At 63.8% G+C, this 13,398-nt stretch carries 11 protein-coding genes; 2 read left to right on the plus strand and 9 right to left on the minus strand.

From position 1 onward, the window contains the following. Window positions 1-5: 5 nt before the first annotated feature. The 6 genes from PTE30175_RS23975 to PTE30175_RS24000 all read right to left on the minus strand — a co-directional run bounded on the left by PTE30175_RS23975 (window position 6) and on the right by PTE30175_RS24000 (window position 7,714). Window positions 6-599 (minus strand): sarcosine oxidase subunit gamma, encoded by a 594-nt coding sequence (locus PTE30175_RS23975; RefSeq protein WP_150699584.1) that lies wholly within the window; start codon window positions 597-599, stop codon window positions 6-8. Next, a complete protein-coding gene (locus PTE30175_RS23980) occupies window positions 589-3,588 on the minus strand; it encodes a sarcosine oxidase subunit alpha family protein (RefSeq protein ID WP_150699585.1) in 3,000 nt (999 codons plus the stop codon). The genes PTE30175_RS23975 and PTE30175_RS23980 overlap by 11 nt, the downstream gene beginning before the upstream one ends. After that, complete coding sequence (locus PTE30175_RS23985; protein ID WP_150699586.1) at window positions 3,585-3,866, minus strand: sarcosine oxidase subunit delta; 282 nt, start codon at window positions 3,864-3,866, stop codon at window positions 3,585-3,587. The genes PTE30175_RS23980 and PTE30175_RS23985 overlap by 4 nt, the downstream gene beginning before the upstream one ends. A gap of 15 nt (window positions 3,867-3,881) precedes the next feature. Continuing rightward, on the minus strand, window positions 3,882-5,126 hold the full coding sequence (locus tag PTE30175_RS23990; RefSeq protein ID WP_150699587.1) for a sarcosine oxidase subunit beta family protein: 1,245 nt from the start codon (window positions 5,124-5,126) through the stop codon (window positions 3,882-3,884). A 7-nt stretch (window positions 5,127-5,133) separates the two neighbouring features. Continuing rightward, complete coding sequence (locus PTE30175_RS23995; RefSeq protein WP_150699588.1) at window positions 5,134-6,510, minus strand: L-serine ammonia-lyase; 1,377 nt, start codon at window positions 6,508-6,510, stop codon at window positions 5,134-5,136. Between the two features lie 136 nt (window positions 6,511-6,646). Then, entirely contained in the window at window positions 6,647-7,714 is a 1,068-nt protein-coding gene (locus tag PTE30175_RS24000; RefSeq protein WP_150699589.1) for a GlxA family transcriptional regulator, read from the minus strand. Window positions 7,715-7,885: 171 nt separating this feature from the next. On the opposite strand from PTE30175_RS24000, the gene glyA reads away from it, so the two are divergent. Together glyA and purU are read left to right on the plus strand one after the other, a co-directional pair. Next, entirely contained in the window at window positions 7,886-9,169 is a 1,284-nt protein-coding gene (gene glyA / locus PTE30175_RS24005; protein WP_150699590.1) for a serine hydroxymethyltransferase, read from the plus strand. 22 nt (window positions 9,170-9,191) lie between these two features. Then, window positions 9,192-10,061 carry a formyltetrahydrofolate deformylase gene (gene purU, locus PTE30175_RS24010; RefSeq protein WP_150699591.1) on the plus strand — a complete coding sequence of 290 codons (870 nt, stop codon included), beginning with the start codon at window positions 9,192-9,194 and terminating at the stop codon, window positions 10,059-10,061. Between the two features lie 96 nt (window positions 10,062-10,157). On the opposite strand, the gene PTE30175_RS24015 is transcribed toward purU, so the two are convergent. From PTE30175_RS24015 to PTE30175_RS24025, 3 genes are all read right to left on the minus strand, one after another. After that, window positions 10,158-10,679: a DUF5943 domain-containing protein gene (locus PTE30175_RS24015; protein WP_150699592.1), complete on the minus strand. Its 522-nt coding sequence runs from the start codon at window positions 10,677-10,679 to the stop codon at window positions 10,158-10,160. 143 nt (window positions 10,680-10,822) lie between these two features. Continuing rightward, window positions 10,823-11,794: a dipeptidase gene (locus PTE30175_RS24020; protein ID WP_150699593.1), complete on the minus strand. Its 972-nt coding sequence runs from the start codon at window positions 11,792-11,794 to the stop codon at window positions 10,823-10,825. Window positions 11,795-11,818: 24 nt separating this feature from the next. Next, window positions 11,819-13,183: an MFS transporter gene (locus tag PTE30175_RS24025; RefSeq protein ID WP_150699594.1), complete on the minus strand. Its 1,365-nt coding sequence runs from the start codon at window positions 13,181-13,183 to the stop codon at window positions 11,819-11,821. Window positions 13,184-13,398: the final 215 nt, after the last annotated feature.

The raw sequence follows: 13,398 nt of genomic DNA on the forward strand, positions 1-13,398 counted from the left end.
GCAAGTCATCGCAGGAATTCCCCGGCTGCGTCGAGCAGGATGCGCACGGCATAGTCGGCGAAGCTGCGCCGCACCACCACGCGCCACGCGCCCGACGCCAGCGGCCACAGCAGAATGCCGGTCTTGAAGAAATGGCTCTGCGCGCACTGGCCCACGGTGAAGACGCGCGGATGCAGGTCCAGGGGACAGCCCTTCTGCAGGACCGCGCGCACAGACTCGCCCGACAGGTCCAGCACCGTGTAGCCGCTGCTTACGTCGACGACCGCGGCGTACTGGCCGGCCAGCGCCGGACGCAGCGCGCCCTCGAGGGTAGGCCGGCGCGGCGCGTCCGATACGAGCATCCACTCGTCGGGGCCGAGCCAGGCCAGCGCATGGCCGTGGCCCGCAACGACGGTGTTGGGACGTGCCGGCGGCGCAGTGCCGAGCGTGGAGCGAATCGTCTCGACGAAGTCCGGTGACGAGACGTCGCCGCGCACGTTGACGAGTTCGAGAAATGACCGCTCCTGCAGCCTGAAAGGCCCGGGCTTCGCATCGGCCACGCTGGTAACCGACGGCCGCAGGGCGACCAGCGGCGATTCCTGGCGAGCTTCACTCCACATGTTGTCGTACTCCTTCCGAATCGTAGAACACCGGGCTGGTGATGGCGGCCGGTACGAAGCGGCCGCCCGGCAGCGCCACCATGACCTCCTCGCCCATGCGGTTGAAGCCGTCTTTGACGAGCGCCATTGCGATCGAGCGCTCGAGCGTCGGGCTCATGTAGCTTGACGTCACGTGTCCGAACATCGGCGCGATCTCGGCCTGCGTTGGTGCGAGCAGGATCTGGCTACCCTCGGGCAGTACCACCGCCGGATCGCGCGTCATCAGGCCTACGAGCTGTTTACGCCCCTCGGCCGCCGTATGCGCGCGGGCCAAGGAGCGCTTGCCGAGGAAGTCCTTGGACTTGGCAATCAGGCCGGACATGCCCAAATCGACCGGTGTTACCGAACCGTCGGTGTCCTGGCCGACGATGATGTAGCCCTTCTCCGCCCGCAGCACGTGCATCGTCTCGGTACCGTACGGCGTGATGTCGAACTCGCGGCCGGCAGCCAGGATCGCATCCCAAACCATGCGTCCCATGTTGGCCGGCACGTTGACTTCGTAGGACAGCTCGCCGGAGAAGCTGATGCGCATGATGCGCGTGAAAACTCCGCCGATCGTGCCTTCGCGAAAACTCATGAACGGGAACGCCGCATTCGCGAAATCGATGTCCTTGCACACTTTCTGCAGCACTTTGCGGCTATGCGGCCCGACGACTGCGAATGTCGCAAAGTGGTCGGTAACTGACGTCAGGTGCACTTTCAGGTGCGGCCATTCGGTCTGAAGCCAGCGCTCCATCCAGTTGAGAACGCGTGCCGCGCCGCCACTCGTTGTACTCATCAGGAAATGCTGCTCGCCAAGGCGCGCTGTCACGCCGTCGTCGAACACCATGCCGTTCTCGTCGAGCATCAGGCCGTAACGGCACTTGCCGACCTCGAGCTTGCTCCACGGGTTGGTGTACATCCAATTGAGCAGCGTGGCCCCGTCCGGCCCCTGCACGTCGATCTTGCCGAGCGTCGAGGCATCCAGGATAGCGACGCCGTTGCGCGCCGCGCGGCACTCGCGCGCCACCGCGGCATGCATGTCCTCGTCCGCGCGCGGGTAGTACCACGGCCGCTTCCAGTTGCCGACATCCTCGAACAGTGCACCCTGCGACACGTGCCATTCGTGAATGCACGTCTTTCGGATGGGGTCCAGGAAGTCGCCGAGCTCGCGACCGGCGAGCGTACCGAACGTCACCGGCGTGTAGTTGGGGCGGAACGTCGTCGTGCCGGTCTCGGGGATGGTCTTGCCCAGCGCAGCGGCGAGGATCGCCATGCCGTTGATGTTGCCGAGCTTGCCCTGGTCGGTGCCGAAACCCATCGCCGTGTAGCGCTTGACGTGCTCGACCGAGTGATACCCTTCGCGCGCGGCCAGCCGGATGTCCGAGGCGGCCACGTCGTTCTGGAAATCCACGAACTGCTTCGGGCCCCGGGCGGCCCGCGCGGGGTCGCCGGCCAGCCAGAGCGGCTGAAGCGGCGCCTGGGGCACGTCCTCAGCCCGCCATGTGCCTGCCTCGCCCCCCGTGTGACCGGTGCGCGCCGCCGCGGAGCGGCCGGCCAGCACGCCGTCGCGCAAGGCACCGGCCAGGCTGAATTCGCCGTTTGCGGCGCCCACGCTGCATTCGGCCTGTACGCCGGCGCCCGGCAGGAAGCACGCACGCGCCTCATGCCACTGCGCCTTGCCGCCGGACTGCGCGAACAGGTGCAACACCGGATTCCAGCCGCCCGAGACGCCGAGCAGATCGCACGCATAGGTGCCAAGCGTGGCGCCGGGCTTGCCGTTGCAGTACGCGGCGACGGTAACCTGGCGCACGTGCCGCGCGCCCTTGGCCGCCACCACGATCGCTTCGTTGACGACCGGGATGCCGAGCGCCACCGCCGCACGCGACAGGCCGCCTACGCTGGCCGGGCGCGCATCGATCACCGTCACCTGCGCGCCGCAGCGCCTGAGGTCGATCGCGGTCTGGTATGCAGAATCGTTGTTCGTAAACAGCACCGCGCGGCGACCGGGCAACACCCCATAGCGGTGAATGTACGCGCTGATTGCAGAGCACAGCATCGTGCCCGGCAAGTCGTTGTTGCCGAATACCAGCGGACGTTCGTGCGCGCCGGTCGCGAGGATCACCTGTCCAGCGCGAATTTTCCAGAGCCGCTCCCTGACGCCACGGCGCGCCAGCAGCGGCAGGTGGTCGGTCAGTCGTTCGCAGGCTGTCACGAGATTGTGGTCCTGGTAGCCGAACGCCGTGGTGCGCGCGAGGATCGTGACCTCGGGCATGGCCCGCAGGGCCGCAATCATGTCGGCGGCCCACTCGCCGCCGGACTGGCCGTCGATAGTCGCGCCGCACGCCAGCAGGCTCCCGCCGGCCTCGCGCTGGTCATCCACGAGGATCACGCGCGCACCGGCCGCGCCGGCCGCATGGGCAGCGGAAAGCCCGGCGGGACCGGCGCCAACGACGAGCACATCGCAGTGGGCGAACGTTTTCTCGTAGCGCTCGACGTCAGCACGCTCGGGCGCCTTGCCAAGACCCGCCGCCTCGCGAATCTTGTGCTCGTACATGCCCCACCAGCTGCGCGGCCACATGAACGTCTTGTAGTAGAAGCCGGCCGGGATGAAACGCGCGAACTTCTGCATCGCGGCCATGCGGTCATGCTCGAGATTGGGAACGGCATTGACGCTGGTCGCCGAGAGGCCGTCATACAGTTCGATTTCGGTAGCGCGGGGATTGGGCACGGCATAGGCGCCCTGTTCAAGCTGCACCACCGCGTTCGGTTCCTCAACGCCGGCGGTCATGATGCCGCGCGGGCGATGGTACTTGAAGCTGCGGGCGACGAAATGCACGCCGTTGGCGAGCAGCGCGGAGGCGAGCGTATCGCCGGCGAAGCCTTGGTACGTGCGGCCGTTGAACGTGAAGGACAGCCGCTTGTGGCGATCGATGCGCCCGCCGCTCGGCAGGCGATGGCTCTGCTTCATGCTGCTTTCTCCTCGCTGGTCTCGCCGATCTTGCTGAAGCTGTGAAATTTGTAGGTCACGGTGTCGCGCTCGGCAATGAACCAGCGGCGGCACCCTTGGCTGTGGTGCCATTGCTCGCGATGCAGGCCGCGCGTGTTTTCGCGCATGAACACGTAGTCACCCCACTCGCGGTCGGTCATTTCCTCTGACTTCAGCGGCCGGGCGATATCGGCTTCGCCGCCGCAACTGAACTCGCTTTCGGCGCGCGGTCCGCACCAGGGACAGGTAAGCAGCAACATCGACAGTCTCCGAAATCAGTGAGCGACCGCGGCGGCGCCGTGCTCGTCGATCAAGTGGCCGGTATAGAAGCGGTCGAGCGAGAACGGTGCGTTGAGCGGGTGCGGCGCATCATTCGCGATGGTGTGGGCAAACACCCACCCCGATCCAGGCGTGGCCTTGAAGCCGCCCGTACCCCAGCCGCAGTTGAAATAAAGGCCTTTGACGTCCGTCTTCGAGATGATGGGGCAGGCATCGGGAGACACGTCGACGATGCCCCCCCATTGGCGATTCATGCGCACGCGGCTGAACACTGGGAACATCTCGACGATGGCCTGCAGCGTCCCCTCGATGATGTGGAAGCTGCCGCGCTGGCCGTAGCCTGTATACTGGTCTACCCCGGCGCCGATCACGAGGTCGCCCTTGTCGGACTGGCTGATGTATGCGTGCACCGCGTTGGACATCACTACCGTGTTTATGATTGGCTTGATCGGCTCCGAGACGAGCGCCTGCAGCGGATGGCTCTCGAGCGGCAGCCGGATTCCCGCCATGTCGGCAATCACGCTCGAGTGCCCGGCGGCGACCACCGCGACTTTCTTCGCCTTGATGAAGCCCTTGCCGGTCTCCACGCCAGTGACCGCGCCGTTCTCGCGGCGGATGCCGGTCACCGGGCAGTTCTGGATGATGTCGACACCGAGCCGGTCGGCACCTCGTGCGAAGCCCCAGGCCACCGCATCGTGACGTGCCACACCTGCACGACGCTGGAACGAAGCACCGAGCACCGGATAGCGGCTCTGGAGATTGATGATCGGCACGATCTCCTTGATCTGCTGCGGCGTGAGCCACTCTGCGTCCACGCCGTTGAAGCGGTTTGCGCCGATACGCCGCTGGGTGTCGCGCACGTCCTGCAGCGTGTGAGCCAGGTTCATCACTCCACGCTGACTGAACATGACGTTGTAGTTGAGGTCCTGCGACAGCCCCTCCCACAGCTTCATGGCCTTCTCATACAGTTGAGCGGCCTCGTCCCACAGATAGTTGGAGCGCACGATGGTGGTGTTGCGCGCGGTATTGCCGCCACCGATCCACCCCTTCTCGACCACAGCGACGTTACGCACGCCGTGCACCTTGGCCAGATAGTAGGCCGTGGCCAAGCCGTGGCCGCCGCCGCCGACGATCACGACGTCGTATTCGCGCCGCGGCTCGGGGCTACGCCAAGCGCGCTGCCAGTTCTCGTGATAGCTGAGCCCGTTGCGAATCAGGCTGAAAATCGAATATCGGCTCATGGTTTCCTCAACACTCAATCACGTTCACGGCCAGGCCGCCGCGCGACGTTTCCTTGTATTTGGTCTTCATGTCGGCCCCCGTCTGCATCATGGTCCTGATGACCTTGTCGAGCGACACATAATGGTTTCCATCGCCGCGCAGTGCCATGCGCGCGGCGTTGATCGCCTTGATCGCGCCCATCGCGTTGCGTTCGATGCACGGGATCTGCACCAGCCCGCCGACCGGGTCGCAAGTCATGCCGAGGTTGTGCTCCATGCCGATCTCCGCGGCATTCTCGATTTGCGCGTTGCTGCCGCCCAGCACGGCGGCCAGACCGGCGGCTGCCATCGAGCACGCCACGCCGACTTCGCCCTGGCAACCCACCTCGGCGCCAGAGATCGACGCGTTTTCCTTGTAGAGCAGTCCGATGGCGGCGGCGGTCAACAGGAAAGTGATCACGCCGTCGTCGTTCGCGCCCGGCACGAACTTGGTGTAGTAATGAAGCACCGCCGGGATCACGCCCGCCGCGCCATTGGTGGGCGCGGTGACGATGCGCCCGCCTGCGGCGTTCTCTTCGTTGACCGCCATCGCATACAAGTTCACCCAGTCCAGCATGGACAGCGGGTCCCGCAGCGATTCTTCGGGACGGCTCTTCAGTTGCTCGTATTGCGTGGGCGCGCGGCGCTTGACGCGCATCGGGCCGGGCAGCTCGCCGGTAACCGCGCAGCCGCGCCGCACCGAAGCGGCCATCGTTTCCCAAATCTTCTGGAGCCCCGCCCGAACGTCTTCGGCCAAACGCCAGTGAATCTCGTTCTGGAACATCAGCCCGGCGATCGACAGGCCGGTCTCGGCGCAAATGCGCAGCAACTCATCGCCGGTGCGAAACGGGTACGGCACCCCGGCGGCGTCCGGCGCACCGTTGACGCGCACACCCTCGCAATTAACCACGAAGCCACCGCCGACCGAGTAATACTCCTTCTTCATCAGGACGTCGCCAGCCACGTCGAAAGCGGTGAAGCGCATACCGTTGGGATGCTGAGGCAACGCTTCGCGCCGGAAAAACTGCAGGTGTTCCTTCTCGACGAAGGCGATCGGGTGCGAGCCGAGCAGGCGCAACTCGCGGCTGGCGCGAATCGTCTCCAGCCGCGGCGCGATCACATCCGGGTCGATGCTGTCGGGCAATTCGCCTTCCAGCCCGAGCAGTACGGCCTTGTCGCTGCCGTGTCCTTTGCCGGTGGCCCCCAACGAGCCGTACAGCTCGGCGCGCACCATCCGCGTGGATTCAAGTTTCCCTTCCTCACCCAATCGGTTGACGAACCGATGCGCGGCGATCATCGGACCGACCGTGTGCGAGCTCGACGGGCCAATCCCGATCTTGAAAAGGTCAAACGCACTGATGGACATGACGCCTCTCGCATATGCCGGTAACGTGGCGCTAGTACATCAAAACGCCCGCATCGCCGGATAGAACGGGAACGCCGTCCGATTGGAATAAATGCGCCACGGCCCGGTGGCGTCAGAACGAGGTTGCTACCGCCGCTCAGTAAAACTCTTTGCGGCCCGGGTATACCTCGCCATAGTCGGCCTCCGGCGCCTGGCCTTGCGTCGCGGCGCCCTCCGTGCCTCCGCTGCGATAAGCGCCGGGCGACACGCCGAACGCATGGCGAAATTCTCGGCCCATGTGCGAAGCGTCGGAAAACCCGCAGGCCGAGGCGATCGCCGCGACCGTCCTGCCCGAGTGCGTGAGCATCCACGACGCGACGCGCATTCGCATGGCCTTGGCGTACGCTTGCGGGGTACTGCCGGTCTCGGCCTTGAACAGGCGTTCGAGCTGGCGCACGGACATGTCGAGCTTCTTCGCCATCTCGTCGACTGTGAGCGCGCTGCTCAGGTGTTGTTCCATCAGCAGGATGGCGCGCTTGATCTTGGGATGCGCGGCCGGCGCCAGCCCGGGAGGGTGAGGCTGCGGGGCGTTGGACTTGTGCTGCTCGTCCACCTGAAGGATGCGCAGCGCCTTTTGCACGATGGACGGCTCGATGTGGCGCATCAGGATCGCCGCGCCCACATCGATGGACGCTCGCCCGCCCGAGCAAGTGATGCGACGCCGGTCGGCCACGTACAGCCGGTCTGCCAGCACCAGCTCAGGTGGCGTGGCCGGGAACTGATCGACAAAATCCCAGTAGTGGAACCAACTCACACAGATGCGGTGGCCGTCCAGCACGCCGGCACGCATCAGCGCGAAGGTGCCGGTGCACACGCCCACCAGTTCGGCGCGGGTGGCGCCGGCCGCGCGAATGAACTCCAGCGTGGCGCGGCCGGGTTCCGGCCCGGAGTGCAGCAAGCCGCCCACCACCACGATGTAGTCGAACCGCGCGGGGTCGCCGAACGTCTCCCAGGGCGCGATCTCGATGCCGCAGCTCGCGCGCACCGGCGCCAGCGATTCACCGATGATCTTCCACGAGCAGCGCACCGGCCGGCTCTTGTCGCCTTCGTCACTGGCAAGCCGCAGCACGTCGATCAGCCCCGAGAGGGCGGTCAGCGTGAAGTTCGGCAGCAACACAATGCCGAAGCGCACCTGCGGTACATCCTGATGGGCGTGGGTTGTCATCGCTTGAATCTCTTCCGAGTGTCCGGTAGGGGGCATGGCGCACGTGTCCTGCCGTCGAGGCGATTCTGTTCTAGTCGTGTGCAGCGGCCTCTGTTGTACTTGTGGCTCGCGGCGCTTCCCCCGGTGAGCGCCGACAGAGCCGGAATAACCACCATCTTAACGGACCTCGCCATGTTTTCCACCCGCATGAACATCGAAGATTTCGACCCCGCCCTGTGGGCCGCGATGGGCGCCGAGGCGCGTCGCCAGGAAGAGCACATCGAGCTGATCGCCTCGGAAAACTACACCAGCCCGCGCGTGCTGCAAGCACAGGGCTCGGTGCTCACCAACAAATACGCGGAGGGCTATCCTGGCAAGCGCTATTACGGCGGCTGCGAATTTGTCGACAAAGTCGAACAACTGGCGATCGACCGCACGAAGGCCCTGTTCGGCGCCGACTGGGCGAACGTGCAGCCGCACTCCGGCTCGCAGGCCAACGCGGCGGTCTACCAGGCGCTGCTGCAACCGGGCGACACGGTGCTCGGCATGAGCCTGGCGCACGGCGGCCACCTCACCCACGGCGCCAAGGTCAACTTCTCCGGCAAGCTCTACAACGCCGTGCAGTACGGCATTGACGACGCCGGCATGATCGACTACGACGCGCTCGAAGCGTTGGCCGTCGAACACCAGCCGCGAATGATCGTAGCGGGCTTTTCGGCCTACTCCCGCCAGCTCGACTTCGAGCGCTTCCGTGCCATCGCCGATCGCGTCGGCGCGTGGCTCTTCGTCGACATGGCCCATGTGGCGGGCCTGGTGGCCGCGGGCCTGTACGCGAACCCGGTGCCGCACGCCGACGTCGTCACCACCACTACGCACAAGACGCTGCGTGGCCCGCGCGGCGGCCTCATCATGGGCCGGACCAACGCCGAGATCGAGAAGAAGATCGCCTCGACGGTGTTCCCCGGCACCCAAGGCGGCCCATTGATGCACGTGATCGCCGCCAAGGCTGTGGCACTCAAGGAAGCGGCCAGCGACGAATTCCGCCACTACCAGCGGCGGGTGGTCGACAACGCCCGCGCGATGGCCGCGGTGTTCGAGGCGCGCGGCTACAGCATCGTCTCGGGCGGCACCGACAACCACCTGTTCCTGGTCAGCCTGATTGGCAAGCCGCTGACCGGCAAGGCGGCTGACGCCGCGCTGGGCGCAGCGCATATCACCGTCAACAAGAACGCCGTGCCCAACGATCCGCAGTCGCCGTTCGTCACCAGCGGCATCCGCATCGGCTCGCCCGCGATTACCTCGCGCGGCTTCGGCGTGCCCGAGGCGCAAACGGTCGCCGCCTGCGTGTGCGACGTACTCGATGATCACGAGAATGCGGCAGTAATCGCCACAGTGCGCGAGCAGGCGCGCGCGCTGTGTGAACGTTTCCCCGCTTATCCCGACGAAAACGCGCGGTCCGCGTCGCTGGCCGCCTGACGTCCAACAGGAGAGCATCTCAATGGAAACTTCGATCACTCCCCGCCAGTTCTGCCTGGCCCTGTCCTGCCCGAGCGAGGCCGGCGAAGTGGCTGCGGTGGTCAGTTTTCTCGACCAGCGCGGCGGCTACATCGACGAACTTGCGGTATTCGACGACAAGGAAAACTCTCGCTTTTTCGTGCGTTGCCTGTTCCATGGCACCGGCCGAGCCGAGCTCGACCTGGCCGACTTGCGGCAGGACTTCTCGCCGATCGGCCGGCAATTCGGCATGGACTGGCAACTGCATGACATGGCGCGCCGTCCGAAGGTCATCATCATGGTTTCCAGGCTCGACCACTGCCTGGCTGACCTGCTGTTTCGCTGGCGCATGAACGAGCTGCCAATGGACATCGCAGCCATCGTCTCCAACCACCCGGACCTCGCGCCGATGGCACAGGCGCACGGCATCGCCTACCACCACTTGCCGGTCACGCCGGAGACCAAGCCCGAGCAGGAGGCCAGGCTGCTCGCCCTGGTGGAGCGCACGGGCGCCGAACTAGTGATCCTGGCCCGCTACATGCAAGTGCTGTCGGCCGACGCCAGCCAGCAGCTGGCTGGTCGCGCGATCAACATCCACCACTCGTTCCTGCCCGGCTTCAAGGGCGCGCGCCCGTATCACCAAGCCTATGCGCGGGGCGTCAAATTGATCGGCGCCACTGCCCATTTCGTCACTGACGACCTCGACGAGGGGCCGATCATCGAACAGGTGGTGGAGCGCGTCGACCATACCTACAGCCCCGAACGACTGCTCGCCGTGGGGCGCGACGCGGAATGCGTAAGCCTGGCGCGCGCGGTGAAAGGTTTCATCGAGTGGCGGGTGTTCATCAACGGCAACCGGACGGTGGTGTTCTGAAGCGGTCTCGCGCGTCATCCACTCCATTCCAGCTTCCAGGGCCCGAGGTTCCCCCCGCAGCAAAACGGCACGACCGAGCGGGGGACCCCGGATGAATCAATCTAACGCTGACACCTCGAATACGCAAAACTCCCGTCCCTCTCCCGCGCACTGCACTTCCCTGGATTTCGAGCGCTGGGCCCGACCGCCGTCGTCGTTGACCCAATCCATGGCGCCGGCGAACCATCCCGAGAACATGTAGCAGAGCTTGCCATGTTTGTCGGGCTGCGCAAGTACCAACGATGAGTTGCGCAATTCAATTCGCGCATGGGCACGGGAAGGATCTGCCACCGCGAACTTGAATTGGCCCCAGCCACGCTGCGACAAGCGCTTCAGATAGTGCTCGAATACTGCGAGGCCCCTCAAACCATGCTGCTTCGCTTCCTTGTCGCACCAGTGGTACGCTGAAGCAAATCCAGCGCGATACAGTATTTCTGCGTAGGCGTCGCGACCCAGCGCCTCCTCGATCGCGACATGGTTGTTTGTGAAGAAGTGACGCGGAACATACAGCATTGGCAGTGCGTCGGTGGTCCAGACGCCGGTCTCGGGATCGACGTGAATCGGCAATTCGGGTTGCATCTCGGCCCTCGGTTCAAGAATGGTTCGGCAATAGGCATACTGTCAACATGCCTTGGCGGCGCCGGGGCTGGACTTGCCCCCGGGGGGCGGGGCGCACATGCACCAAACGGTCAAATCGCGGTTGCAATTCACCGCAAGGCGTTTCAGGCGCCCCACACTTCACGGAACACACGTACCCAGTTTTCGCCCATGATCTTGCGGATACGCCCCTCGCTCCATCCAGCCCGTTCCATCGCGGCGGTCAGATTGGGGAACTCGCCGATTGTGCGGATGCCTTCCGGGTTGATGACTTGGCCGAAATTGGTCAAACGGCGGTAGCGCCCCTTGTCATGCGTGATCCGATCAAAAAAGTCGACGCTATAGCCCTGCGTGAAATCCGTTCCAATACCGACCACATCTTCGCCAACCAGATTCACAACGTAGTCGATCGCCTCAATGTAGTCGTCGACTGTCGCCTCAATGCCGCGTTTCAGGAACGGCGCGAACATCGTAACGCCGACGAAACCTCCTGCGTCAGCAATTTCCTTAAGTTGTTCGTCGGATTTGTTACGCGGATGCTCCTTGAGTCCGGAGGGTAGGCAGTGTGAATAGCATACCGGCTTCGTCGAGGCCGCAATGGCCTCCGACGAGGTTTTGGCACCGACGTGAGAAAGGTCAACCATGATGCCGACCCGGTTCATCTCGGCGATGACTTCCCGGCCAAAACCGGATAGACCTCCATCTCGCTCGTAGCATCCGGTGCCGACAAGATTCTGCGTGTTGTAGCATAGTTGAGCCACGCGCACACCCATGTCGGCAAAAGCCTCGATGTATCCCAGGTTATCCTCGAATGCATGCGTATTCTGGAAACCGAGTATTACCCCGACACGCTTCTCCTTCTTCGCTCGCAGAATATCTTCCGTGTTGCGTATCAATGTCAGCATTTCGCTATTGTCGCGAATCTGCTTTTTCATCTGGGCGATGTTGTCAACGGTCTTCTCGAAATTCTCCCAGTACGCCACCGTGCAGTTTGCCGCCGTGATGCCACCGCGACGCATATCCTCGAAAACCGTTCGCTCGAACCGCGAAGTGTTAAGCCCATCGATAATAATGCTGCTTTCGTGCAAGCTTTTCATGGTTGTTCCTCGTCCCTCGTCATGTTATCGAAGGTCGCCTGTGACCCGGCCGAAATTCTTAGCTGCGTATGGTGTCATTGAATCCTCTTCCATGTTTCCGTCGAGCGATTTCTTCGACGTTTCCGGCAGCGACAAGCCCCCGATGAGCGCCAGCACCGAGACCGCCATCAGATAAAATGCCGGAGACATGCTGTTTCCCGTCTTCTCGATAAGGAAAGTAGCAATCAGCGGCGCAGTGCCCCCGAAAACAGTGTATGCAAGGTTGTACGTAACCGCGGACGCGGTATACCGGGTGCGTGTCGGGAACACTTCGGAGAGCAGCACGGCGGTGACCACCCCCGAGAGAACTGCGCCAAATGCGAGCATCATGGCGCCGATTGTCGCGGCAGCAAACCCACCTGCCCCACCTAGCGCAAACGACGGGTAGACCGCGGCGATAATGATCAGGCACACCGTGGCCATAGTCTTGCGTCGACCCACCGCATCCGAATAGCGGCCGGCAATCGGGCAGAGCGCCGCCGCGAACACGAGCGAGATGACCGTGATCAGTAGTGAAGCCGCGCGGCCCAGCCCCCCGACTACCTGGAGGTATGTGGAAAAGTAGGTGGTGAAGGTGTAGAACGACACCGCAGTGACTGATACGAACGCCCCCAGTCGCACGATCTTGCTGCCTTGCGTGCGGAGCGTTTCCCTGAGCGGTGCATGCGCCAGGGCATGGTCTCCCTCTACGGCTACGAATGACGGTGTTTCGCCCAGGCGGTTGCGAAGGTACAGGCCGACGAGGCCGATCGGCGCTGCAGCAATGAAGGGCACGCGCCAACCCCAACTGTTCATCTCACTTGCCGGCAATAGCGCATCCAGGCCGAACGCTACGACAGCGGCGCAGCCGAAAGACAGAAACGTCGAGACCGGAAGATAGCTTCCGTAGCGCGCGCGCTGATGCTTGGGCGCGTGTTCCATCAAATAGGCACATGCCCCCGCGTATTCCCCGCCCGCCGAAAAGCCCTGCACGCACCGCACGATAGTCAGCAGTAGCGGTGCCACAACACCGGCTGTGGCGTAGGTCGGCAGAAAACCAATCAGCGTGGTAGCCCCCGCCATGATCAGAATGGTCGTTGCCAGGGTCTTCTTGCGGCCAACGCGGTCGCCGATGATGCCGAAGAAAATGCCGCCGAGCGGCCTGAAAGCAAATGCGACCGCAAACACAGCGAAAGTCTTCATCAAGGCAATCGCTGGATCGCCGTTTGGAAAGAACTGGCGTGTCAATAGTGTCGCCAGGAATCCGTAGACGGCAAAATCGAACCATTCAACAAAGTTTCCGACCGCTGCGGCAACGATTACTTTTCTGAGCGTCTTCGGATCAACTTGAGGCTGATCGGTCTTCATCATGAGGCATTCCATTCAGAATTGATGGGAGCGCGCATATTGTCAGGCGATGACCTGGGCCCGACCGTATGGCAAGGGCGCTTGGCACGCTGCGAAAGGTGCCGGACCATTAGAACCAGCCATAAATGCCGTTCCTAGAACGAGAGCGACAAACTACTATTGCAAACGCGACATAGTCAGCTGTTGGCGCTGTGCGAGGTCCTTGCAGCGTGCGCCAA

The sequence above is a fragment of the Pandoraea terrae genome, assembly GCF_902459695.1.
Lineage (GTDB): Bacteria > Pseudomonadota > Gammaproteobacteria > Burkholderiales > Burkholderiaceae > Pandoraea > Pandoraea terrae.